This is a genomic window from Magnetospira sp. QH-2, from assembly GCF_000968135.1.
Taxonomy (GTDB): domain Bacteria; phylum Pseudomonadota; class Alphaproteobacteria; order Rhodospirillales; family Magnetospiraceae; genus Magnetospira.
The window spans coordinates 3391947-3417286 of record NZ_FO538765.1 but is presented as its reverse complement, the minus strand read 5'-3'; the positions used below and the strand labels follow the sequence as shown (position 1 = coordinate 3417286).

Sequence of the window (25340 nt, the reverse complement as noted above, 5' to 3'; positions counted from 1 at the left end):
TGACTCCGTTACAAGTTGGATATGAAGATCATAACTGAAATGAAGATCGTCGCCACAACAGCGGTCACCGCGGCTACTCTTTGGGCGGCCTCCTCCATGGCCTTGCGGTCCACGGATTTGCTCTCCAATCGATTGACTTCTTCCTCGGCAACCATGAATTTCTTCTGCGCTTCTTCGAAGGCTTTGCCGTCTTGCAACAAGGCCTCGGGGTCCTCGATCCGGTTATAGAGTTCGGTGAGGCTGCCCTTGCGAACCAATTTCGGCAGGTCCCGCTCAATATCCTTGCGGACCTTACGGCTGTGATAGGCTTCCAGGGCCGGACCAACGGTCGTTCCCATCCAGCGGGTCAGTCCGTACAGGGTTTCGATGCCGGTCCGCCATTGTACCTGGGCAAACAGGGACAGGGTGCCGAGCACGTTGCGGTCTGCCGTTTCATCATTCATCACGTCCAAATGGGCCTCGGCCTTTTCGCCCAAGTGAGTGGCGATGAAGGCGATGATATGGCGATCGGCGGGGGTCCCGCCCGGGTTCTTTTCCTTCGCCACATCGTCCAGGGCCCGCATGAGCATGGGCAGGTCCGTGACATGCTTGCCTTTCAACAAGGGACTCTGGCAAGGCAAGGTGAAATTGAATTCGTAGAGGCACCGTTCCGACCCCATCCCGGCATCGGTGGAGGCCAGCCATTTTTCCATGGCTTTCATGCGGGTTTCGAAGGCTGAAGACCCCGGTTGAGCATGGAACCAATTGCGATGAATACCACGGGCGATAACCTGAATGACCTTGTTGATATCGCCATCGATCATTTCTTTCGCATAGACCGGACCAATGCCTTCGGGCACGAACGACAATCCCCGATAGCGGATCGGCCCTTCCGGATCCAGGGCGATGCAGATATTGGCCATCAAGGCATCCTCGGCGCGCTGTCGATTACCCTTGGTCGCCTCCAGGTCCTCCATGGAGCGTTCCAGGTAGCCGGCCATTTCGGAGTCTTCCAAGCTGCGTTTGATCCACCGGATAACATGGCCTTCCTTCAGGGCTTTCAGGGCGGCTTCCTGATTCCGGGCAAAGGCATGGGCCAGGGTGCGCAGATTGTCGTACTCATGGTTTTCGAACACGAATCCCCGGTCGGCTTTTTTGGCTGCCTTACGCTGAATGGGACTTTGGCGGCGGCCGTCGATCCAGGCTTGCAACTCGTCGAGACCCCATGCCTCGGTGGGATCGTCGCTGAGGAGTCCCCGCAGCACTTCCACCAGACCCATGGGGACCCGCTCATTCCCGCACAGCGTGGCATAGGTGCCGTCACAGATCTTGCGCTCGATCAGTTCATTATCCGAATAGCGGACCGTGGGATCGTACCCCAGAAGCATCATGACCAAGGATACGCCGAGGGCATAAAGGTCATCGCGGATATCGCCGATACCCCTGCCCTCCGGTTGGCACATGCTCCGTTCGATGGTCTCGAACAAAACCGGCTGATCATGCCCGGGAGGGGTGGTCAGGCAGTCTCCCAGCAAAATGACTTTTTTGGTTGGGTCGGACCAGTACATATTGTCCGGGCGGATGGTCCGGTGGGTGAATCCCATGGCATTCAGCTCGCGGATGGTATTGAGCAGCGGGGCGATCACCAGGTCTTGAAGTGTCTGGACTTCCTGAATGGGGTCGACGGTTTCGCCCAGGGGAATAACCCGCCCCCCCGTGGGTACGGCATAGACGATGGCCATGGTGTCTTCGCCGATGGGGGGCCAATGAATGACGCCCCAATCCACGGGCTTGAGAACGCCAGTCAATCCGGAAACGCGCAGACTCTCGGCCCGGGCCACCCGGTCTGGCAGGTTGGGGGGAGAGATTAGGGCAAAGAGGGTCCGGTCCGGCTCACGCCGGTCTTCCACATTGTAGGCCTTGGCCGTCGGACAGTTGTACTCCGGCGCCGGATTGTTGTGGTGAACGAGATACTGCCCCTTGAGGAGACTAGGCGCGCCGCCGCCGCCGCCGCCGCCGGAGGGCTGAGCCTCCACGTCAATGACGCCATCGTCTTCAGATTCAAGGTCTTCGGCGGCCATGCGGTTCACAGTTCTCCGGAAGGCGCAAAATGCTTACCGATCCTATCCGGCAGCGCGCCCGGATGCAATCGGCGGGATATGCGCCCTCGGATTAATCTGCGAAGGGGTCATGGACCAAGATGGTGTCTTCCCGCTCCGGACTGGTCGAAAGCATGGCCACGGGCGCCTCGATCAGCTCTTCGATGCGGCGGATGTACTTGATCGCCTGCGCCGGTAGATCGGCCCAGGAACGGGCCCCCTGAGTGCTTTCAGACCAGCCTTCGATGGTCTCGAAGACCGGCTTGGCCTTGGCCTGCTTGATCTGACAGGCAGGCAGGTGGTCGTAAGGTTCGCCGTCGATGGTGTAGCCGACGCAGACCTTGAGCTGCTCGAATCCGTCAAGCACGTCCAGTTTGGTCAGGGCGATGCCGGTAATGCCGGAGACCTTGACCGTTTGGCGGACCAGGGTGGCATCAAACCAGCCGCAACGCCGCGGCCGCCCGGTGGTGGTGCCGAATTCATGGCCCCGTTCCCCCAGGCGCTTGCCGTCCTCGTCTTCCAATTCAGTGGGAAAGGGGCCGGAGCCAACGCGGGTGGTATAGGCCTTGGTGATGCCCAGCACATAGTCAATGGCGTTGGGGCCCTGGCCCGATCCGCTGGCCGCCTGAGCCGCCACCACGTTGGACGAGGTGACGAACGGATAGGTGCCATGATCGATGTCCAGCAAGATGCCCTGGGCGCCCTCGAACAGGATCCGCTTGCCTGCCTTGCGGGCTTCATCCAGACGCTTCCACACCGTATCGGCATAGGGCAGGATCTTCGGCGCCAGTTCCTTCAGGTCGGCGATCAGTTGATCCCCTTCCAGTTCCGGGAAGCCCCAGCCCCGCAGCAAGGTGTTGTGATGGAACAGCAGCCGGTCGACTTTTTCCTCGATCACCGAATCTTCGGCCAAGTCGCCGACTCGGATGGCGCGGCGGGCCACCTTGTCCTCGTAGGCGGGGCCGATGCCGCGACCGGTGGTGCCGATCTTGGCTTTGCCCAGGGCTTCCTCGCGGGCCATGTCCAGGTTCTGGTGCAAAGGCAGGATCAGCGGCGCGTTCTCGGCAACCTTCAGGTTGTCCGGACCCAGCTCAATACCCTGTTGGCGCAGAGCGTCGATTTCCTTCAACAGGTTCCAAGGGTCGAGGACCACGCCATTGCCGATGATCGACAGGGTGCCGGGCCGCACCACGCCGGACGGCAGCATGTGCAGCTTGTAGGTAACGCCGTCGATGACCAGCGTGTGTCCAGCGTTATGGCCACCTTGAAAGCGCACCACCACATTGGCCCGGCGCGACAGCCAGTCAACGATCTTACCTTTTCCTTCGTCACCCCATTGGGATCCGACGACAACTACGTTGGCCATGATGTTTCCCCTCTACTCAAATCATTCATTCATTGTTGTCCAGGGCGGTTGCCCGCCCGTTGGTCCAGGCGTGGCTACAACGCAGTCGCCGAGCCTCGCCGTGGACATCCCCCGTATCTTCCAGGCCGTCGATGGTGATCCAGCCGGTTGCCCTTAGGTCGTGTCCCGTGGCGGCATCGGTGCCCAAGGGCACATAGATCCGTCGGTCCATCTCCGGGTCCGGCAGCACCCGCAGCACCGCGTTCATGAACAGGGTCAAGCCCGTGGCCGGTTCTCCATTTCCATCCGGTGCTCCGGCGGCAATATAGCGGCCACCGCGCCCCAACTCGCCGCGCCCCTGGCGGGCGAAAAAGGCAAAGGTGACGCCCGTATGGTATTCAAATCCCCGGTTTTCCACCGGGTCGATGGTTACCGTCAGATCCGGTGCCCCGGCTTGCAGGCGTTCCACGACCTGGGATAGGGCCGCGCGCGCCTCGGCGGCCTCATCGGGCAGGTCCAGGGCGTTGAGGATTTCCAGCGCACGGTGGGCCGGTCCGGCGGCGGTCAGCAGGCCTTGCAGCACCGGCTCCAGGGTTTGGCCCAAAGACGGCACCAAATCCGCGACCTCTCCGGCATCCTTACGGTCTAGGGCGAAGCGTAGGGCATCGGTGGTTTGTTCATCGAGTCCGAAATGGCGACCCAGCAGCGGCACCAGAGTCGGCAGACCCAGATCCACCGATAGATCCGTGACCCCCACGGACTGTAGGGCTTCGACGGCCATCAAAATCATTTCCGCGTCGGCTTGCGGACCATCGGCACCGATCAATTCCGCTCCCACTTGGCCGAACTGCCGTTCGGGGCGCAGTTGCGAGCCGTGGATACGGAGAATCTCCCCGGCATAGGCCAGACGCAGTGGGCGCGGTTCCTTGCCCAGGCGCGAGGCGGCAATGCGAGCGATTTGCAGGGTCATGTCCGGGCGCACGGCCAGCATACGATGGGAGGCCGGATCCATGAGCCGAAAGCTGCGTTCGGCCAGGGCCGCGCCGCTGCCGTCCAGCAAATTGTCTTCGAACTCGATCAGCGGTGGCTTGACCCGGTCATAGCCATGACTTTCCAGGGTCGAGACCAGGGTCTCCACCACGCGTGCTTCGTGGGCCGCGTTGGGCGGCAGGATGTCCCGCAGACCGGCGGGCAGCAGGGCCTTGTTGACGCTCTGGTTCATGGAATGGTTCGCCAAATCGAAGAAAAAACCTGCCGTTAGTACCGAGAATTGGGCCGTCGGGCAAAGGAAATCGTCATTTTCCGGGGGCGGCGATCAACAGACGCCACAGTCCGGCCCGCTTCTCTGCCGCCATGCGTTCCAGTCGGACATAGCTCATGCTCTCGCCGGGAATAGCCCGGGCAAAGCCACCCTCGACCATCATTTTGTTGATGTCTTTTTGTTGATAGCGGCAATGGGCCACGAGGCGTTTCTTGGTCTTTGTCTTGCTTTTCGGGGTGCAGGTGATGGGCGCATCGGGAACCAATGCCTTCAGAGCCTGAAAAGCCATGTTGCCGCAGGGGATCTTTCGACCCCCGGCAAAGGGCGTGCAAACCTGTCCTTTTTCCGGGGCCTTTATGCCCCATAGGACGATTTTTGCCTGACCGATGCGTAACATATTGCTGGAGATCACCTCGGCCCGCCCGGAAATGTCATTGGCCTGTGCCGACGTCGTTGTCGCCAATAGCAAAACCGCCAGCAAAATAACGAGACGAAATGGCATTACTGCGGAGTCTCGAAGGCCTGCTTGCGGACGGTTTGCCCCAAGGCGGAAACCAGCGGCGGCACCATGGAAAGGGTTAGCGCCGTTTGGTCGGCCCGTTTGAGACTGGCTGTGGCCCAGCCGTGCCAGAGCCGTTTACCGGTGTTGCGGTCTTCAAGGACCGCGTCCAGGCGGTAGCGGGTCGGGGAGCCGGAAGAATCCCCTTTGCCTTCGTTGAACAGCCCGCCCTTGGCACTATTGAACAGGTTGAGGCGGACAGCGGCATCCTCGCCGCCTTCCTCGCCACCGCGCGCATGCATTTCCACCAAGTACCGTTTATTCGAACCCCAGGTACCCAGCGCCCCATGGCGTCCAAAGGTCAATACCATCGGTGCGCCGTTGGCCACCCGATGGCCCGTGGATTGAAGATGGTGGATGAATTCCTCGCGTAGCATCGGATTGTCGCCCGAATCGTCGGCCATGCGCACCTCGATGGGGGTGGCATAGGGAATCTGCCGATAGGATTGGCTGTTGATCAAGCCTTCCGCCCGCACCGTTCCCGTCAGGAAAAGGGTGACCGCGACGGCCAGTAAGAGCACGGAAAAACGCATGGCAGATCCTTTGATTAGGCCGGATAAGGGGATGATGAGCACTCCCCGAGGCCTTGTCAATGCGTGCCCTCGGTTGCGCCGCTCTTCGGAGGTTCGGGTGTGGCACCTGCATCGGTTGGCGGCGGCGCCGGATCGATGACCGGATCAGCGGTGGTGAAGTCCCGGAACAAGGGGCCCTTGTCGGCGGGCCAGATGCCCTTTTCCACCGCCTTCGCCCCTTCAAATACAAGAAAACTGCGTCGTCCGTAGTGGGGCAGGGGCCTCAGCAACGAGGCCAGGGCCGTGGCATCGTCGGCTTCAATGCTCATGACCGGCAGCCCCTTGTCACTGCGCGATACCCAGACCCGGGCCGTACCCTTGTCGGTGAGCTTTTCGGGCATGGGCGGCAGCTTGGCCTTTTGCAAATAGGCGGCGGCCTGGCCGCGTCCGATGGCAATGACCATCAAGGGGTCGGTACTGGTTGATCCATCGCCTTTGGACGGCATGAGCTTCGGTGAGCCTTCCATCATCCGCCAGGCCAGTTGCAAGGCATTGCGTTGGCCCTCCTCACCCTCGGTGAGCAGCACCACGCGAGTCTGCTTGTCGAGGGTGACATCGCGCAGAATGGGCGGCGATTCCGAAGAATCGAGACGGCGGAACAGATCGAAATCCGGATCCACGGCCAGGCTTTCCGGCTTGCTGTCGAGGGTTAAAACGGTGGTCTCCGGTTCTGAGCCAAGGGTCAAGCGATGCCGTTGGATACCTTTTTCGGTGGTGACCACCAGCGGCGCGATCAAGGCATAGCCGCCTTCCTGAGCCACGGTGATCCTCAACGGATAGCGTCCATCCCGGGGGGGCTCCGCGTGGGCCTCGATCAAACGTAAGGAGGGTGCGCCGGATCGGGTTAGCCATTGGGTGAAGAAGCCGGTCAGGTCCTTGTCTGACGTCGCTTCGAAGGCATCGCGAAGATGGTCCCATCCAGCGATGGCAAACTTGTTGTCGGCCCAGAATTTCTTCAGGCCCGCGTCAAACGCCGCATCGCCGATTTCGCCGCGCAGCATATGGAAAACGAAGGCCGACTTGTTGTAGCCGATGACCTGGGAGGCGGCATGCAGCTTGGACCGGAAGTCCGTCAACGGCATGTCCCGTTCGGCGGGCAGGGCGGCATAGTCGCGCAGCCAGCCCTGCCGCATGGCGCGGGCCGCGGCGCCATTGGCCTGTTCCGCATAAAGATAATCCGCCAGATAAGTGGTCAGGCCCTCGGCCCAATTCCCTTGGTCGTAGTCGGTGTAGACGCCATTACCCAGCCAGTTGTGCAGGATCTCGTGACCCAAGGAACGTTGCAGCACATAGGGCAGCTTCAAAACCCGCGAGCCGATATAGGTCAGGCCGGGAAAGCCCCAGCCCACCGGCAAGGGACCGGCGACAATATGAAAGGCGGAGAAGGGATAGGGGCCCAGGCGCTCGCTGTAGAGGTCCAGATAGCGCCCGACCGCATCCAGGTAGGTATCGGCCATGCCCGCCACCGAGGCATCCAGGTAGGTGCGCAGGCGGATTCCACGATGCATCTTCTCGGTGATGGTCCAGGGGCCGGTGAACAGGGAAATCTCGTCGGTGGGATGGTCGAACTCAAAGGTCGCCAGATAGCGGCTTCCCAGTTCCCGTTCCTCCACCAGCTTGCCCGAGCCGACCACTTTGTGCGGGGCGGGCACATCCACTTCCACCCGATAGGTGAACAGACCGCCATCGATGAATTCCGGATACCAGCCGGTGCCCGCCGACAAGAGAGACCCCGCCATGCCCGAGCGGGGTACGGCTCCTTTGGAGCGCTGGTCCATGGGGTGGGCAGTGCCGCGAAAGCCGATGATGACCTTGTGAGAGCCCTCGGATCCCAGGTCGAATGACCAGTTTTCACCGTCGCGGCGCAGAACGCCGGGATTGCCGTCCACCATCAAAATGCCGGGGGAGAAGGTATCGGCGAGCGTAAATGTTGCCGTGCCGCTGCCATTAATGATCAGGCGGTCCTGGGCCGAGATCAGCCGGGATTCCGGGTCAATGGAAACCGATAGATCATGCTCGCGGACTTCCAGGGCATTGGCAAGGTCGGGCAGGATGACGGCCGCGACAAAGGCGACCGCTCGTAAAGTCTTTGAAATCATGGCTGTGCAGGAAATTTCGCTATCATATGGAGGGTTTCGTCGCCGCGTTTGACTTCCAGCGGCAACCAGACGCCGGGGATCAGGCTGGTAATAATCTCTTTCAGGTCCTTGGCCTTGCGGACGGTCTGTCCAGCGGCCTTGGTGATCACGTCTTTGGCCAGAATGCCGGTGGTCTCGGCGACGGAGCCTTCGGAAACCTTGGAAATCAGCACGCCATCGTCGGTGCCTTCGATGAACACGCCGAGCAGCATACGGGGTTTTTTGGCCGGTTGCGGTAACAGCTCCAGGCCATAGACCGCGTCGGCCTTGGTCTCGGCGAGTTGCGCACAATCTTCGTCGCCAATGATCCAGGGCAGCAGTACCGCCGCGTCTGGAATGCCCAGGTCGGCCAGCTGGTGCGGCGCGCCCTGGCGTCCGGTCAGATGCCCTGAACCCATGATGCCTATGACCAACGGGTTGCCGCCCGCCGTGCGCACGCTGGCCACCGCCTCGGCCATGGCCCGGTCCCACAGGAGTTGGGCGTCAATGAAGCGTTCCAGTCGGGTCTTTTCCTCTTCGGTGAAGGGCGTGTCCTTGGGGTCTTCCGTATGAGGCACGGCGGTGGCTGGTTCTCCATGCTTGCGCGTTTTCCGCATGGCCTCGTGGCGGCGGAAGAAATTGGTCAGCCGCTCGCGGTAGGTCGGCAGCGCCTCAGCGGGAGTGCCGACACCGCGTCGCTGGCCTTCGTCCACGGCCTCCCAGCCCTCGACGCGCACTTTGCGAATCAGCGACAGATCCACGTTCAGCGCCACCATGGGAATGCGATGGCGACGGGCAAAATGGAACAGCGGCATATATTGTTCAGCCGGATAGCCCCAGACGGTGCCCCATTCCACCCGGTCAAGGAATTCCGCCTCGCCCAATTGGCCGCTGGTCCATTGATCGAGAATCGGCTGCACCCGACGGGGAAAGGATTCGAAGCCCAGTACCATGTTGGGATTCAGGGCATGCAACCCGGCCACGGTGTCCAGTTGCCAGCGGTGATGCTCCCAATTGTCGTGGGATTCGCCCAGCAGGACCGCCGGTTTGCGCGACATGTTGAGGAGCAGCGAGGAGCTTTCCAGCGCTCGCCCGTCGGAGGCGCGAGTCCATTGACCGGTGGCGACACAGGCGTCGGGCGACGTATCCGCCAGGGCCGGTAAAGTCAGCAAGGCGGCAAGGGCAATAACGAAGGGACGGAGCATATGCAGAGACTTTCCAGGACTATGTTCGAAAAAGTTTCGATCCTTTATGAATTTGGGCCCATGTGTGCGTAGCGTCAATGGACAGAGAACCCCGATTACCCCCTTGATTTCATATTAGTAAACACTAATTTAATTGAGGGTATCGCCAAGCATGCTTTTACATACACAGGAATACCGACCATGTCCGAGCAACAGACTTCGTCCGATCTTCACTGGCTGGCCCATGTCCCGGTACCGCTTTTCGCCGTTGTCATGGGGGTGGTTGGGCTCGGCCTAGCTTGGCGCAAGGCGCATGACGTCTTGGATTTGAGCGCGGTACCTGGCGAGGCGGTGCTGCTGTTGGGGGGGAGTCTGTTTCTGGCCATTCTGGTTCTGTACGGTCTGAAAGTCCTGCGCTTTCCCGCCGAGTTCAAAGCCGAAATGAATCATCCGGTACGGGCCAATTTCGGGGCGGCGGTCTCCATCAGCTTGTTATTGATGGCATCGGCCTTCCTGGGCTGGAACCGGGCGGTGGCCGAGGGGCTATGGATGGCGGGCGCGGCTTTGCAGTTGGCCATTACCCTGCGCATGCTGGGCCGCTGGCTGTTCGAGGCCTACGAGATCCATCATTCCAATCCGGCCTGGTTTATTCCGGTGGTCGGCAACCTCTTGGTGCCCATCGCCGGGGTCAAGTTGGGGCACTTGGAGACCGCTTGGTTTTTTTTCTCTGTCGGCATGGTGTTTTGGGTGGTGTTGTTCAGCATCGTTTTTTACCGCATCGTCTTTCACCCGCAAATGCCGCCGAAGCTGGTGCCGACCCTGTTCATCTTCATTCCGCCGCCCGCGGTCGGGTTTTTGGCCTATCTGCTGTTGACCGGCGGGGAATTGGACCCTTTCGCGCGCATCTTGTTCTCCTTCGCCTTCTTCCTGGTGATCCTGTTGATCAGCCTGGGGCGACGGTTCGCCAGCGTGCCCTTTGCGATCACTTGGTGGGCCTTTACCTTCCCACTGGATGCGGCGGCCCTGGCTACCTTGGAATATGCCCGGCTGACGGGAAGCACCCTGTTCTCCGGCGCGGCCTGGGGGCTGCTGTTATTGGCTACCGGGGTAGTGGTTCTGGTCTTGATCCGCACCTTCCGTGCCTTGGCCGCCGGGAAGCTGTTTGTGCCCGAGTGAGTTGACAGCCAACCGGCAAGCCGCTACCCCCTGAATCAGTTCAGAAAGGGGTGATATGGCGGCGATCAAGGGAGCCGTGGCGGCGGGCCACGCGGCAACAGCCGATGCGGCGGAAGCGGTGCTCCGCGAGGGTGGGAATGCCTTTGACGCGGCCCTGGCGGCCATCGCGGCGGCGACGGTGGCAGAGCCGGTGCTGTCTTCTCTTGGCGGCGGCGGTTTCTTGATGGCGCAACCGGCCAACGGCAAGCCGGTGCTGTATGACTTTTTCACCCAGACCCCCAAGCAGCGCCGTCGCGAAGACGAGGTGGACTTCTTCCCCATCGTCGCTGATTTTGGCGCCACCCAGCAGGAATTTCACATTGGCATGGCTTCGGTGGCGACGCCGGGCATGGTGCGTGGTCTGTTTGATGTGCATACCGACCTGGGCCGCATGCCCATGACCGAGGTGTTGGCCCCGGCCGTTGCCCTGGCCAAGCAGGGACTGCAGCTTAATCGGTTGCAGGCCTATATCTTCTCGGTCGTCGGACCGATCTATGAGTCCAATCCAACCATCCTGGCGCAGTTCGAAAGCAGCACACGGCCCGGCGAACTCTGTGGCGAGGGGGATTTCTATCGCTGCCCGGACCAGGCCGATGCTCTGGATGCCCTGGCCCACGAAGGCGCCGAGTTATTCTATCGCGGCGAGATGGGCGCTTCCCTCATTGAGGCCTGCCGGGACCGGGGTGGGCACCTCACCCGAGCTGATCTGCAAGACTACCGCTTGGAGCGCCGGGCCCCCTTGACCCGCCTCTGGCGGGATGCCCGTTTGTTGACCAATCCACCGCCCTCGTCGGGCGGGCTGTTGATCGCCTTCGCCCTGGAACTGTTGCGCGACGAAACCTGCGCCCGTGACGGATTCGGTGGCTGGACCCATCTGGATCGGCTAACCCGGGCGATGGCGCTGACTAACAAGGCGCGGGTGGATCACGGCTTGCATGAGGCGGGCGAGGATGGTGCGGTGGCCCGGTTGTTGGATCCTGGTCTCGTGGAAAGCTATCGGCAGCAGGTGCTGGGCCGACCAGCGGCCAGCCGGGGTACCACTCACGTGAGCGTCATGGACGGTGAAGGCAATGCCGCCGCCGTCACCGTCAGCAATGGCGAAGGTAGCGGCTATGTGCTACCCGGCACCGGCATCGTGATCAACAACATGCTGGGCGAGGAAGACATCAATCCGCATGGCTTCCACCAATGGCCGACGGATATGCGTCAGGCCTCCATGATGGCGCCATCACTGCTGCTGAAAGCCAATGGTGGGCAGGTGGCCTTGGGATCTGGTGGCTCCAACCGCATCCGCACGGCGATCCTGCAAGTACTCTTGAACATCGGGCATTTTGGCATGGCCTTGGAAGAAGCGGTGCCCGCGCCCCGGCTGCATTTCGAACGGGGCAGGCTCAACGCCGAGCCAGGCTTCGAACCAAATCTGCTCAATCGTCTATCGGCGGATCCGCTGGTCGAGGATCTCTGTCAATGGGACGACCTGAACCTGTTCTTTGGCGGCGTCCACGCGGTGTCCCAGGACCGATCCGGTGTCCTGCACGGCGCCGGCGACCCCCGCCGGGGCGGCGTGATTCGGGTATTGGACTGATCTTATAAATACGGATGCAGGGGCTCGTGCGGCTGATTCCGGGTATCAAAATTCAAAAAGGCGATGAGCAATTGGCTGCCCAGGAGAATGGGCAGGGCGGCGAGCAGCACCGTGCCCGCCGTGGCTGGAATCCCGGTGACGACACTGAGGCGCCAGTGCCACAATCCAAAGATCAAGCCGAATAGAAACATCAGCTTGCCCACCAGAAGTTCCACGGAAGCCGCGCTGAAATCCCTTAGAAAATAGGAATAGAACAGCCGTTTGCCGGTATTGACATAGTGATTCCAGGCAAAGGGAAGCAAAACACGGCGGGTGCTGAGGCTGCTGGTCTCGCTGCCATAATGGGCGGCCATGGGGACGTCGGCGACCACCGCGCGGATGGTGCCGAGCCGGAACAACATGTCCGATTCAAAAAAGAAATCCCGGCGGATCTTATCCAGTGGCAGCTTGGCCGCGACCTTGGCATGGATGGCGGTATAGCCGTTGGTGGGATCGAAGAGATCCCAATAGCCCGACGACATTTTCGAGGCGAAGGACAAGCCCAGATTGCCGACAATGCGGACCTTGGGCATGCCCGACAGGTTGTCCAGGTCATAGAATCGGTTGCCCTTGGCGTAGTCGGCACGGCCTTGGACGATGGGTCGGATGAGCTTGGGGATGAAGGCCGGGTCCATTTGGCCGTCCCCGTCCAGCTTGACGATAATATCGGTGTCCGCCTCAATGGCGGCGCGGTACCCGGCGATGGTGGCGCCGCCGACCCCGCTGTTTTCGGTCAGGGTGATGACCGAGACCCGGTTATCGCTGCAATGGGCGCTCACATGGTTGCCGGTATGATCCGGGCAGGCATCATCGACGACAAATATCCTGGCCACTTCGGATCCGATGCTGGCCAGCACATCGAGAATATGCCCGGTCTCCCGGTAACAGGGGATGACCACGGCGATGGTGGGCGATGATGTTGCGGCTTTTCGGGTCACGATCCTACGCACTCGCATTCCAATTCGGAAACATGTACCATGCGAAGCCATTGGGGGAATAGCTCTTTCGAGTGTGTGGGAGAGGGAAAGACGTGGCCGAAACGGAAACCAACACATTGGCGGGCGTGAGCTTGCTTGACCCGCTTGGAGATCCCGAGCGCGAGGCACTCGAACGCGCCTGCTCTTGGCGCCATTATGATCCGCATGAACAGATCCTGGATCGTCAAAGCGAGTCCCAAGACGTCTGTTTCGTGGTCAAAGGGCGCGTGCGGGTGGTCAACTATTCGCTGACCGGCCGCGAGATTACCTTGGACGATGTCATGGAAGGCAGCTACTTCGGGGAGCTGGCGGCCATTGATGGCGCGCCGCGATCGGCTTCGGTCATGGCCTTGGACAAGACCTTGATCGCCTTCCTGCCCCGTACCGCTTTTGTGACGCTTTTAGAGAAGCATGCCGATGTCACCCTGACTCTGCTGCGACGTCTGGCCATGATCATTCGAACGTCAACCGACCGGATTATGGATCTCTCCACCCTGGGTGCCAACAACCGGGTTCACGCCGAATTGCTGCGCCAGGCCCGCCTTGTCATGGATGACGAAAGTACCGAGGCTGTTCTTTCGCCGATTCCGGTGCATGGGGATATCGCCAGCCGGGTGAGCACCACCCGTGAAACGGTGGCCCGGGTGATGAATGATCTGGCCCGACAGGGGATCGTCGAACGCCGCAAGGAGGCCCTGGCGATCACCGATCCGGAGCGCCTCGAAGACCTGGTCGAGCAGGTCCGCGGAGACTGATCCGTCGTTTGACTTGCGGTTGAGAATACGCCACACTTTGGCACTGAAGGCGTGGCCTCCCGGCGGGTAGAATACCCTTGTCCGGTTTGTGTAGATCAGGAAATAGCCCGAATGGCGAAAAAAATCCTCATTGTCGAGGACAACGATCTCAACATGAAGCTATTCAACGACCTGCTGCAGGCCCAGGGCTATGACACCGTTCAGACCCCCGATGGCCGCAAGGTGTTGGATCTGGCACGGGCGGAGAGCCCGGACCTCATTTTGATGGATATCCAATTGCCGGAAATCTCCGGTCTCGAAGTGACTCGGTTGCTCAAGCTGGATGACGGTTTGCAGAATATACCCGTCATAGCGGTCACGGCATTTGCCATGAAGGGGGATGAGGAAAAGATCCGCGAGGGCGGATGCGACGGCTATATTGCCAAGCCCATCTCGGTGCCGGAATTCATCGCCACCGTTTCCACTTTTTTATCTTAGGGGCGCCCCATGTCCGCGCGCGTCCTGATCGTCGATGACATGATGCCCAGCGTGCGCATGCTGGGTGCCAAGCTGTCCTCGGAATACTACGATGTGGTAACCGCCACCGACGGCCCCTCGGCGCTGGAAATCATCGAAAATCAGCCACCGGACCTGGTATTGCTGGACGCCATGATGCCGGGCATGGATGGCTTTGAGGTCTGTCGCCAGATTAAGGGCAACGGCGATACCGCCTATATTCCAGTGATTATGGTCACCGCCCTCAGCGAGACCGATGATCGGGTGAGGGCGCTGGAAAACGGCGCCGATGATTTTCTGACCAAGCCGGTGGACGATCTCAACCTGTTCGCCCGGGTGCGCTCCATGATCCGCATGAAGCAGTTGCTGGATCAGTGGCGGCTGCGCGAAGAGACCTCGCGGGAGCTGGGCCTGCCTCCCAACGATATATTGCTCAACGCCTCGGACGGCAACAATGCCAACGTGGTGGTGGTGGAAAACAGCCAGATCGAAGCCCGCAGCCTGGGCGAAGCTATGTCGGAAGACGGGCACAATACGGTCTTCATCGATACGGTGACAGAGGCTTGCGGCTCGATGGTGTTCCAAGAAGCGGATCTGGCGATTATCAGCCTGGACGTGGACGATGAAGACCCCTTGCGGCTTTGTTCGATCCTGCGCTCGGCGGAATCCACCCGGCATCTGCCCATTTTGCTGGTTGGTGGCGAGCACGACATGGCCAGGCTGGTGCGGGCGCTGGATCTGGGGGTCAATGACTACCTTCTGCGGCCCTTGGAGCGTGTGGAACTCAAGGCCCGCGTGCGCAGCCAGATCCGCCGTAAACGCTATCAGGAGCGCTTGCGCACCAACTTCTTGCAGAATCTGTCTTTGGCGGTCACCGATACCCTGACCGGGCTGCACAACCGGCGCTATCTGGAATCCCACATGGAAACCCTGGTCAAGCGGGCCGAAGAATCCGGGCGACCTTTGTCGATCTTGATGATCGATATCGACCACTTCAAAAGGGTCAACGATGACTACGGCCATCCGGCGGGGGATGCGGTCCTGCGCGAATTGGCCAACCGCATTGCCCGCAGTTTACGCGGATTTGATTTGGTGACCCGTTACGGCGGCGAGGAGTTCCTGACCTTGATGCCGGACACGGATATAAAAATCGCCACCGGGGTTGCCACCCGGCTGTGCGAGCAGATTGCGGCGGAGACCGTGGCCCTGCCTCACGATCTGGGCGAGACCCAGATTACCGTCAGCATCGGGGTGACAAAGATGAAGACCGGATCGGAAACCGCCGATGAATTCATTCAGCGTGTGGATGAGGCTTTGTATAAGGCCAAGGAACAAGGGCGCAACCAGGTGGTCGTGGCTTAAGGCATTTCCCGGAAACGACAAAAAACCCGCAGCCATCCGGCGCGGGTTTCGTCCGTGGATCGCGACCGAAGCCGCCGTCCGCGTTCTTACTTGATCTTGGATTCCTTGAACAGCACGTGCTTGCGCGCCACCGGATCGTACTTGCGGAACTGAAGCTTCTCGGTGGAAGTCTTCGGGTTCTTGTTGGTCACATAGAAAAAGCCGGTGTCGGCGGTGCTCACCAACTTTACCTGAATGGTCGATGGCTTGGCCATGGGTTCGATTCCCGTTCGGTCGTTGTAAATCCAGAGCGGCGCAAGATACAGCGCCATCAGACCCTGTCAAGGATCAATTGGACTCGGGGCGATGTTCAGCCACCGACGCGGTGGCCTTTGGGGTGATCATATGGGCATAAAGCGGGGTATCCGACACCACCCGCCGAGCTAAAACCAGGTCGCTGTTATGTCGCCGTCGCTCGGCCGGGCAGGCATCACGGAGCGCGCCGCGCTGGACATTGTCGTCCGAAGGTGCCGTTCGCCAAGCGGTTAGCGCGGCGCGACCTCGATCGACCATGTCGGAGAGATCGGCATCGGTCTTGTCGCTCCAGCTGGTATTCCGGCTGGTGCAGAGAACGGGACGGACGCCAAGACCGTGCAGCACATAGCCCGATGGGGAAATAAACCGGGACCAAGTCAGAGTCATCTCGCCATCGTTGGGGAGCCGAATCACCGTCTGGACCGTGCCCTTGCCATAAGAGCTGGTGCCAATCACCGCGGCGCGACCATGATCTTGCAAGGCCGCCGCAACAATCTCCGCGGCCGAAGCGGACTTGCCATCCACCACCAAAACCAAAGGCAACCCGTTCAGGATATCGCCGGATTCCGCTTCGTAAGACTGGAAGCTATCATCATGGCGGCCCCGGGTGCGCACGATGGCCCCTTGATCCAAGAACAGGTCCACCACGTCGATGGCTTGCCGCAAAAGGCCGCCAGGATTGCCGCGCAGATCGATGATCAGCCCTCGAAAGGTGCTTCCCAACTGGTCTTTCTTTTCTTTGATTGCCTTGGCCAGGTTGCGGCTGGTGTGCTGATTGAAGCTGGAAATGCGCAGCACCACGATACCGTCTTTGGTTCCCTTGTCGAAAACCGAGGCGGGAACGATGCGCCGCCGTACCAGGTCAAAGGTCACGGCCTTGTGCTCGTTGGCGGGCAGGATGCGTAGCGTGACCCGGCTATTGATGGGGCCACGCAACAGGTTTTGGATCTGGATCCGATTCAATTTGGCCGTACCCGCGCCGTCGATCTGAGTGATCAGGCTATTCTTGGTGATCCCCGCCACATGGGCCGGTGTATCGGGCAATACTTCGGTGATCCGCACCCGGGATGCGGCGGCGCGATAGCGGATGCCGATGCCGCCGAAACCTTCCCGCCGCGCCCGCTGTTTTCGTGCCTGTTCGGCACCGGCGTATCGGGAATAGACATCGAGTTGCGAAAGAGCACTGTCGAACAAGGCTTCGTAGACCGTCTCGGAATCCGCCTTGCGCAGGGCCGGAGAGCCGTGCCGGGCGGCATCGATGGCGTCAATGGACAGGCGGGCCCAGGCCCCCACGTCGCCTTCCTCGGGAACAGCGAGGCTGGCCAGTTTGACCGCGCCAACACGGATTTCCAGTTGCTTGTCATCAGCCCTGGCGACCAGGGCGGGATCAATGGCCCCCAGTCCCTGAAGCCCGTCGAGGGCCAGCCGGGCCACGGATACCGGTTGGATGAACTTGTCGGTGATGGCTTCATACCCAGTGGTCAGGGTATGGGTCATGGCCGGGCGAGGCAGCGGCGCAAGGCTTGCCACCGAGGTTGCCACGGGTGTCGTGGCGCTGGGCGTGGTCGTCGTGGGCACGGGCGCACAGCCCGCCACGAAAAAGCCGAGGCAGAAGAGTGTATGAACGATCGCGGCGGCGATGCGAAAAGTCATAATGCGATTGTGCCGCAATTAGGGGCAAGTGTCACCCATCGCCGCTCATTGGCGGTGTTTTCCCACCCGGTTGGGCTTTTTTCCGGGTTTTTTGCCGCCCCTGTTCGGCTTGCCCCTCGATTTCCCCTTATAATTCCCCTTCGGGTCTCCCTTGCGATGCGACCCTCCCGGTCTGGCTCGGGTGACGCGGGGATGGCCGCCCAGATCCTTGATCCAGGCAGGCGGCTCCCAATGCTCGCACAGTTCCATGACCAAGCCGCCGGACACCGGGTCGGCTTCGGTCAGGCGAACCTCCAAGGGCTCGCCCAGCCGAAACGTCCGTCCGGTGGAGCGACCCAGCAGGAGGTGCTGTTCTTCCACATGGTCGTAATAGTCATCGGGCAGGGTGGAGATGGGGATCAATCCATCGGCGCCACTGTCATCAAGGGTGACGAACAGGCCGAAGCGAGTCACCCCGTTGACCCGGGCGGCAAAGGTGGCGCCCACCTTGTCGGCCATGAAGGCCGCCATGTAGCGATCCACCGCGTCGCGCTCCGCGGCCGAGGCGCGCCGCTCGGTGTCCGAGATATGCTTGCCGATCTGCTTGAAGTCTCCCGGATCCTTGGGCAGCGACCCGGCGCTGGGCCGAAGAGACCGGATCAGCGCGCGATGCACCAGCAAATCGGCGTAGCGGCGGATAGGCGAGGTAAAATGGCAATAGCGGCGCAAGGCCAGACCGAAGTGGCCATAGTTGTCGGGGCTGTACTCGGCCTGTGCCTGGGACCGCAAGACAACTTCGCTGACCATATGCGCATAGGGCGTGTCGGCGACCCGCTTCATCAGGCCGTTGAACTGTGCCGGTCGGGTGACACCGCCCTTGGGCAGGTTGATTTTCAAGGTTTCCAGAAACTGCCGCAGGGTCTCCACTTTCTCGCGGGTCGGCTCGTCATGGACCCGATACATGCACGGCTGCCCTTGACGCTCCAGCGTTTCCGCCGCCGCCACATTGGCGCAGATCATGAACTCTTCGATCAGCTTGTGGCTATCGAAACGCTGGCGTCTTTCGACCCGCGCCACCTCGCCGGAGTCATCAAGGACCACCCTCCGCTCCGGGAGATCCAATTCAAGAACCCCTCTATTTTCCCGATCCTTCAAGAATGCTTCATAGGCGCCATAGAGCGGTGCGACAACCTTGTCCATCAATGGCGCGGTAGTCTCGTCCGGCTGGCCGTCGCGGGCGGCTTGGAGCTGTTCATAGGTCAGTCGTGCCGCCGAGCGCATCAGGCCGCGCACGAACTTGTGGCGATGCAAATGGCCCTTGGCATCGATCCACAGATGCACCGCCAGACAGGGTCGTTCTTCGTGCGGGCGCAGGGAGCACCAACCGGCGGAGAGTGCCTCGGGTAGCATGTGAATGGCCCGGTCGGGGAAATAGACCGAGTTGCCACGCTCTTTGGCTGCCCGGTCAAGGGCATCATTGGGCCGCACGTACCAAGCCACATCGGCAATGGCCACCAACAGGTGCCATCCGCCCTCCTCGGCGGGCTCGGCCCAGACCGCATCGTCGAAATCGCGGGCATCGGCACCGTCGATGGTCACCAGCGGAATGTCGCGCAGATCGGTGCGCGAGCCCAGCTCGGCGGGACCGGCGGCCTCGGCCTGTTGGATGGCTTCGGGTGGGAAATCCACCGGGATCCCCCGGCTATAGATGGCAATCTGGGTGGCGGATCGGGCCCCGGCACGGGCGCCCAGGCATTCCACCACCTTGGCGGCGCGCAATCCGAAGGGGCGTCCCGGCAGAATCTGGGCGAGCACCAGTTCGCCTTCCTTGGCGTCCAAACGGTTTTCCGGCGCGACGATCATTTCCTTGGCATTTTTGCGATCCACCGGGCGGATACGGCCCTGCGGCCCCATGTCGGAAAAAACTCCGAGCACGCGCGCCGGGGCTTCGGACAAACGACGGATTACCCTGGCCTCGTAGGCGCCATCCCCGGCTTTTGACAGGCGTGCCAATACCCGGTCGCCGATTCCCGGTGCCGGTCCTCGCCGTTTGTCCGGAACGACGAATACCGGCGGCGGCGGGCCATCGGTTTCATCATTCCATTTGACCGGGCGGGCGAGCAGTTCACCATCGGAGTCGGTGCCGGTGACATCAAGCACGGAAACGTCCGGCAGGCTCCCCGAAGGGCGCAGCCGCTTGCCACGCTCCTGGCCCAACAGGCCTTCGTCTTTCAATTCACGTAAGATGCGCTTCAAGCGGATTTTTTGACCCGCATCAAGCTTGAATGCGCGGGCAATTTCACGCTTGCCCATTGATCCTGGCTGGCGGGCGATGAAATCAAGGATCTCCTGCCGCGAAGGGAATGGGGCGGGCTGGTACGGTTTCTTGGTCACGGGCGGCAGTCCTCATCCGATAGAGCCATCCTCAGGCCGTATCACGACCCATGGCCGCGGGGAAGGGAATTTGCCTTAATCGAAGGTCTGATTCTCATCGGGCAGGGAGAAACAGAAGGTACTGCCGCAACCGGGTTCGCTGTCCACCCAGATCCGTCCGCCATGGCGCTCAACGATCCGTTTGCAAATCGCCAGTCCGATTCCGGTTCCGCCATATTCCTCATCCTGGTGGAGTCGTTGGAAGATCTGAAAAATTTTGTGGAAGTGGGCACTGTCGATACCGATCCCATTGTCGGAGACCGACAAAATCCATTCCCCGTCGCCCCGCTTGGCCTCTATGTGAATAGCGGGGGACCGGTCCGGATCGCGGTACTTGATCGCATTCCCAATCAGGTTTTGCAGCAAGCGGCTCAACTGTCCCGGATCGCCCATGGTCGTGGGCAAATCATCGTGGGTCACCTTGGCGTCGGATTCATCAATCGCTACGGTAAGATTGGCCAGGGCATTTTCCAGCAGGTGGTTCAAATCGGCTTGCTCTTGGTCCTGCGGATGGGTGGTGATCCGCGAATAGGCCAGCAAGTCATTGATCAAGCGGCTCATGCGGCTGGCGCCGCCGATGGCGAAATCCATGAACTCATGGGCCTCGGGCGCAAGGTCATCGCCGTAGCGGTTTTGCAGCAACTGCAAATAGCTGGAGACCGTGCGCAGAGGTTCTTGCAGGTCGTGAGACGTCACGTAGGCAAACTGTTTCAGTTCGGCGTTGGACCATTCCAGTTTGCGGGTCCGCTGGGCCAGGTCCCGTTCGACATTCTTGCGGTCGCTGATATCCACCATCAATCCAATGATGCCACCGGGCTCGCCATTGGCTTTCTGAAACACGGCCTTGTGGAAGATCACGTCCCGATAGCGCCCGTCTTGGTGCTTGACCGACGCTTCGTAGACCTGGGTTCCGCCCATGTCGAACAGAGCCTGATCCGCCTGGTGGTAGATTTCGGCAAGGTCCGGCGGTGCAATTTCGAACACGGTCCTTTGCAGGATGTCATTGCGATCCATGCCGATAAAGTTTTCGAAGGCGCGATTGCAGCCGATATAGACCATGCTGTCATTTTTGAAGAATACCGGTGCCGGGACTGCTTCGAGCAAGGTATCCAGGAAAGCCGAATGATTGCGCAGGGCTTCCTCTGCCTGGGATCGGATCCGGACCTCGTCTTCCAGTTCGTGCGTTCGCTCCTCGACCATGGATTCCAGATGATCTTGGTACCGACGAAGATCTTTCTGCGCCCGTTCCATGGGCACGAGCGCCGACCGGCGGACGGTTTCCCATAGAATGCCGCCGAGAAACAGGACTGAAACCGGAAACACGGCCAGGATTAGAATGCGCAGGGACTTGACCCGCTTGTCGACAGAACTCAGGTCGTAGGTGACCGAGAGCGTCAGCAAGAGGGTCTCTTCATGAAGAATCCGGTGTTCCATCCGACGTGTTTCCAGGGATCCGGTCGGGCGGTTAAAGGTGGCGATGGCAAAACCATTGGGCGCCCGGCCGACAAATTCGGAGACCGGGGCGGTGCGCTCGGCCCAGTCGAGAAACATGGATTCGACATTCTCGTAGTGATGCTTGAGGAGCATTTCCCGGGCGGCCTGCTCCAAGGTCAGCAAATCCGAACGCAGGGAATCTTGGATATCATCTTCTAAGATCGTTCGAACTTGGTGGATGGCCCCGATATAGACCACGCCAACCAGCAAGGTGAGCACGGTCAGGATTCCGATCAGTGCGGCCCAGGCGGGAGATAGCTTCATGGCGCGATCCCGCGTTTCTTCAGATCAGCGAGAATGTCGCGCAAATTACGATAGTCCTCCACCGTCGCCGAAACGATCCCGCTGGCCGTGCTTTTGATGCTGCGCAGGGCCGTCAGACCCTCCTTGTGGCCCGCGAGCCCGATCAGGGTCCGGCGCAGTTTATCCACTTGCGTCTGGTCCAGGCGATCGGAGGCGACAAATACATGCTCGGAAATCTCCGGTGTGGCTTGCAGGCCCCGCAGGCCTCGGGGACCATACTTGTCAAAGACCTCCTGCTTGACCGCGCCGGCATCGAAGCGGCCCATCAACACGCCCAAGGCCACGTCATCGTGGCTGCCGAGGAACTGCATGTCGGCAAGGTCGCTTTCGCCGACCCCTGCCTGCAACAACATGAACCGGGGAACCAGATGGCTCATGGTGGACAATGGATCGCCAAATGCCATGCGCTTGCCATGGAGATCGCTTAAGGCATGGACGGGGCTACCCTCGGACGTGACGATCATCCCGTGAAAGGTGGGGGCGCCAGCGATTTCCAATCGCCCGAGAAGCCGTTTGGGATCGCCGTTGGCCCACATGCCGACAAAGGCGGCGGGCCCCATGTAGGCAAGATCCACCTGGTCTCGCTGTATTCGGTCCACATGGGTCTGGTAGTCATAGGAGATATCCACCTGGACCGTCCGCCCCAAGCTTTGCCCCAGGATGTCGGCCAGGGGTTGAAAGACCTGCACCAGGGTGGTGGCCGGTCGATAGGGATGGATGGCGAGTACCAAAGGCGGTTCCGCGGCCCGCACGGGAAAGCTGCCGATCAATAAACAGAACAGGACAAGGGAAAGGAGCCTGGACAGTTGAAAATTCCTTGCCTTTCAGTCACCCGATTGGTCCGTCGGCAGCGCCGTCGGCGGGTCTTAGTGGACGAATCATTGTCCAGTATAATCATCTCGCCGGGGATTAAAATGTTTAGACCGAATGTCCCTCTCAAGTTCTTTGATTGGCTGGACTTTATGTGGTGTAATGGCCTGCTTTCGGTAAGGGGGGTAAGAGCAGTTGCTCAAGATTCGCGTCGCCAACGGTATCCATTGGGTGGAAATCCCGGAGGCCGATCTCAGAATTCAATGCGGTTGTCCGGCCGATAGTATAAAGCACCTCTACAAACGTGGGCTGATCCAGTCGTTGGAAGTGGATGGGGTGCCCTTCGAGAACGGCCCCAATGCCATTTTGCTGTCTGATCGGGGGCTGCAAAAAGGCGACTTCGCGAACCTCGCTGAGTTCCCGGTACTTCAGATACTTTATCGCCAGGGGATGATTATTCCGGGTCATCCCAACAACAAGGGTGTCAAACCCTTGCTGATCGGCGCCGAGGAACAAATCCGAACGCAAATGGAATACATTTTCCGGGGCAATTATGGCCTGATCTCGGAAGAAGAGATGATTGAGGCCGGGGTGGATGAGGAAACCGCCCGCCAATGGATGCGTATGAAGCTCAGATTTGCTTTCGGCGCCATCCGGTCGCCCCGGGATCTGTTGGATACCAAGGTGCTGGAAAATCAACCGGTGGAAATTCGCCCCGGCGTGACCATTAAACGCCTGGGCGAGAACCGGTTCGAAATCCGCCATGGCGAAGAGCGGGCCGAGGTGGACTTGAACCTGTCCGCATCCGAAAACTATGAAACGCCTTATCAGCTCAGCCATCACGACCTGAAGCGCGAGTATTTTGCCGTGGTGCATACGGGCGAAGGGGATGGCTGGGACGTGAACCGGCCGTCCATGGGCTCCATCTTGATGTTTCAAGGACGCATCTTCCTGATCGACGCCGGGCCCAATATCGATGCTTCATTGCGGGCCTTGGGCATCGGCATTCAGGAAGTGGCCGGAATGTTCCATACCCACGGTCACGACGATCATTTTGCCGGATTGACCGCCCTGATCCGGGCCGATCACCGGATCCGCTACTATGCCACCCCCGAGGTCTGGGCCTCGGTGGCCAAGAAAATGTCCGGGTTGATGGCCATTAGCGAGGAAAGCGTTGCCGAGTTCTTCGACGTGCGGCTGCTCAAGCTCGGGGAGTGGAACGACGTGGATGGGTTGGAGGTCAAACCCATTCATTCCCCGCACCCGGTTGAAACCACCCCCTTCCTGTTCCGGGTTCATGGCGACGGGGAATACTTCAGCTATGCCCATATGGCAGATATTGCGGCCTTTTCGGTGCTGGACGGCATGGTGACCGAAGACAGCACCGCGCCCGGTATTTCCAAACAGACTTTGGAAGCCGTGCGGGCCGACTACCTGACCGAGGTCAATATCAAAAAGCTCGATATCGGCGGCGGCATGATTCATGGGGATGCCGCGGATTTCGAGAGCGATTCCTCGGGCAAACTGATTCTTGCCCACCGGGCCACGCCGCTTAGCCTGGAAGAAAAGGAAATAGGTAGCGGGGCACCGTTCGGCACCGTGGAGGTATTGATCCCGGCGCTGCAGGACTATTGCTACCGAGACGCGGCCAACTTTCTCAAAACCTATTTCCCGAAGGCCAAACCCCATCAGTTGGGCTCGCTGCTCAATCACGAAATCCGCACTTTTAATCCAGAAGCCATCATGGCCCGGGAAGGCCGGCCCTGTACCGAGGTAATGCTGGTGCTCAGCGGCCAGGTGGAAGTGATCAAGGGAAGCAAGGGCATTCGCGGCCTGGTGGCCGCCGGGGCGATGATCGGCGAAATCGGCGCCATTGGAGGATTCGACCATTTCCGGACCTTCCGGTCGCGCAGCTTTGTCAGCGCCCTCTGCCTGCCCGTGGATTCCTTCAAGCGGTTCATCAACGAGAACGGGTTGGAATCGGAGATTAAAATTCTTGCCGGAATTCAAGAATTCCTCGAGCAAAGCGCGCCCTTTGGCGAAAACATGTCGCAAAAGGCTCTGCGACGATTGGCCGCCGCCGTCCGGGTCACCACTTTAGAGCCCGGAGAGGCCGTGGACTGGCGCGACGGTGACCGCTTCTGCCTGGTACAAAAAGGCGAGCTGGATATCATGGTTGGCGATACGGTGGCAGAGACAGTGGGGCCATGGGGAGTCTGTGGCGAGATCTGTGTGCTGCATGGGGTTGAACCGATCTATCGGGCGGTGGCCCGCGACAGGGTCCGTATGGCCGTGATTCCGGCGGATCTCGTGGCTGAAATTCCGGTAGCCCGATGGAAGCTTCTGGAGCTTTATCAGACCCGCATGCACAAGCTGGTGATCAATGTTGAAGAGAGCGACGTCGCCTTTCCTTGGCTTGATGAATACAGTATCGGCATCGATTCCATGGATGATCAGCACAAGAAGCTGTTCGATCTGGCCAACGTGGTGGCCGACAGCCTGGATAGTGACCACGACACCCTGGAAGCCATTCAAGCTATGGTGGCCTACACGGAACACCATTTCGAGATCGAGGAGGCCCTTTTGAGGACTCATCGCTATGAGGCCTTGGATCGACATGCCCAGGTTCACCGCTATCTGGTGTCCGACGTCAAACGGATCGCGGAGCGCATCCAGTCGGGCGAGACCATTGTCCGGGGCGAATTCCGCAGCTTCTTCCTATCCTGGATGGTCTATCATATCTTGATGGAAGATCGGAAATACGCCCGGGCGATCACCCATGGCGTGGAATATGCCATCTAAAGCGAATTGCTTTGGCGCATGGATCGCA

19 protein-coding genes are annotated in these 25340 nt (G+C 60.3%); 6 read left to right on the top strand and 13 right to left on the bottom strand.

Annotated features, from left to right (window positions below):
• Positions 1-8 precede the first annotated feature (8 nt).
• The 7 genes from MGMAQ_RS16020 to MGMAQ_RS15990 all read right to left on the bottom strand — a co-directional run bounded on the left by MGMAQ_RS16020 (position 9) and on the right by MGMAQ_RS15990 (position 9137).
• Positions 9-2060 carry a hypothetical protein gene (locus MGMAQ_RS16020; protein ID WP_046022341.1) on the bottom strand — a complete coding sequence of 684 codons (2052 nt, stop codon included), beginning with the start codon at positions 2058-2060 and terminating at the stop codon, positions 9-11.
• A 91-nt stretch (positions 2061-2151) separates the two neighbouring features.
• Positions 2152-3444, bottom strand: coding sequence for an adenylosuccinate synthase (locus MGMAQ_RS16015; protein WP_046022340.1), 1293 nt, complete (start codon positions 3442-3444; stop codon positions 2152-2154).
• A gap of 25 nt (positions 3445-3469) precedes the next feature.
• Positions 3470-4645, bottom strand: coding sequence for an ATP phosphoribosyltransferase regulatory subunit (locus tag MGMAQ_RS16010; protein ID WP_046022339.1), 1176 nt, complete (start codon positions 4643-4645; stop codon positions 3470-3472).
• A 73-nt stretch (positions 4646-4718) separates the two neighbouring features.
• Positions 4719-5186 carry a thermonuclease family protein gene (locus MGMAQ_RS16005; RefSeq protein ID WP_046022338.1) on the bottom strand — a complete coding sequence of 156 codons (468 nt, stop codon included), beginning with the start codon at positions 5184-5186 and terminating at the stop codon, positions 4719-4721.
• Positions 5186-5776 carry a hypothetical protein gene (locus tag MGMAQ_RS16000; protein ID WP_046022337.1) on the bottom strand — a complete coding sequence of 197 codons (591 nt, stop codon included), beginning with the start codon at positions 5774-5776 and terminating at the stop codon, positions 5186-5188. The genes MGMAQ_RS16005 and MGMAQ_RS16000 overlap by 1 nt, the downstream gene beginning before the upstream one ends.
• A gap of 56 nt (positions 5777-5832) precedes the next feature.
• Positions 5833-7914 carry a M1 family metallopeptidase gene (locus MGMAQ_RS15995; protein ID WP_052716468.1) on the bottom strand — a complete coding sequence of 694 codons (2082 nt, stop codon included), beginning with the start codon at positions 7912-7914 and terminating at the stop codon, positions 5833-5835.
• A complete protein-coding gene (locus MGMAQ_RS15990) occupies positions 7911-9137 on the bottom strand; it encodes a ChaN family lipoprotein (RefSeq protein WP_046022336.1) in 1227 nt (408 codons plus the stop codon). The genes MGMAQ_RS15995 and MGMAQ_RS15990 overlap by 4 nt, the downstream gene beginning before the upstream one ends.
• A gap of 180 nt (positions 9138-9317) precedes the next feature.
• On the opposite strand from MGMAQ_RS15990, the gene MGMAQ_RS15985 reads away from it, so the two are divergent.
• A complete protein-coding gene (locus MGMAQ_RS15985) occupies positions 9318-10292 on the top strand; it encodes an SLAC1 anion channel family protein (RefSeq protein WP_046022335.1) in 975 nt (324 codons plus the stop codon).
• Between the two features lie 55 nt (positions 10293-10347).
• Entirely contained in the window at positions 10348-11916 is a 1569-nt protein-coding gene (locus MGMAQ_RS15980) for a gamma-glutamyltransferase (protein ID WP_046022334.1), read from the top strand.
• Positions 11917-11918: 2 nt separating this feature from the next.
• Here the strand turns inward: MGMAQ_RS15980 and MGMAQ_RS15975 are convergent, their stop codons facing one another.
• Positions 11919-12893, bottom strand: coding sequence for a glycosyltransferase family 2 protein (locus MGMAQ_RS15975; RefSeq protein ID WP_252508647.1), 975 nt, complete (start codon positions 12891-12893; stop codon positions 11919-11921).
• A gap of 92 nt (positions 12894-12985) precedes the next feature.
• On the opposite strand from MGMAQ_RS15975, the gene MGMAQ_RS15970 reads away from it, so the two are divergent.
• The 3 genes from MGMAQ_RS15970 (at position 12986) to MGMAQ_RS15960 (ending at position 15544) form a co-directional block, all read left to right on the top strand.
• Positions 12986-13687, top strand: coding sequence for a Crp/Fnr family transcriptional regulator (locus tag MGMAQ_RS15970; protein ID WP_046022332.1), 702 nt, complete (start codon positions 12986-12988; stop codon positions 13685-13687).
• 111 nt (positions 13688-13798) lie between these two features.
• Positions 13799-14164 (top strand): response regulator, encoded by a 366-nt coding sequence (locus MGMAQ_RS15965; RefSeq protein ID WP_046022331.1) that lies wholly within the window; start codon positions 13799-13801, stop codon positions 14162-14164.
• A 9-nt stretch (positions 14165-14173) separates the two neighbouring features.
• Entirely contained in the window at positions 14174-15544 is a 1371-nt protein-coding gene (locus MGMAQ_RS15960; protein WP_046022330.1) for a PleD family two-component system response regulator, read from the top strand.
• A gap of 86 nt (positions 15545-15630) precedes the next feature.
• Here MGMAQ_RS15960 and rpmG read toward each other — a convergent pair whose 3' ends face one another.
• The 5 genes from rpmG to phnD form a co-directional block, all read right to left on the bottom strand.
• Entirely contained in the window at positions 15631-15798 is a 168-nt protein-coding gene (rpmG, locus tag MGMAQ_RS15955; protein ID WP_046023429.1) for a 50S ribosomal protein L33, read from the bottom strand.
• Positions 15799-15871: 73 nt separating this feature from the next.
• The gene (locus MGMAQ_RS15950) at positions 15872-17491 is read right to left on the bottom strand and encodes a S41 family peptidase (protein ID WP_082085483.1); all 1620 of its coding nucleotides are present in this window, start codon (positions 17489-17491) and stop codon (positions 15872-15874) included.
• 45 nt (positions 17492-17536) lie between these two features.
• Positions 17537-19864 (bottom strand): ribonuclease R, encoded by a 2328-nt coding sequence (gene rnr, locus MGMAQ_RS15945; RefSeq protein ID WP_046022329.1) that lies wholly within the window; start codon positions 19862-19864, stop codon positions 17537-17539.
• 75 nt (positions 19865-19939) lie between these two features.
• A complete protein-coding gene (locus tag MGMAQ_RS19840; RefSeq protein ID WP_052716466.1) occupies positions 19940-21661 on the bottom strand; it encodes an ATP-binding protein in 1722 nt (573 codons plus the stop codon).
• Complete coding sequence (phnD, locus tag MGMAQ_RS15935; RefSeq protein WP_052716465.1) at positions 21658-22452, bottom strand: phosphate/phosphite/phosphonate ABC transporter substrate-binding protein; 795 nt, start codon at positions 22450-22452, stop codon at positions 21658-21660. Before phnD ends, MGMAQ_RS19840 begins: the two co-directional genes overlap by 4 nt.
• A 253-nt stretch (positions 22453-22705) precedes the next feature.
• Between phnD and MGMAQ_RS15930 the strand changes: the two genes are divergently transcribed.
• Positions 22706-25312, top strand: a complete 2607-nt coding sequence (locus MGMAQ_RS15930) for a bacteriohemerythrin (RefSeq protein WP_046022327.1) — start codon at positions 22706-22708, stop codon at positions 25310-25312.
• Positions 25313-25340 lie beyond the last annotated feature (28 nt).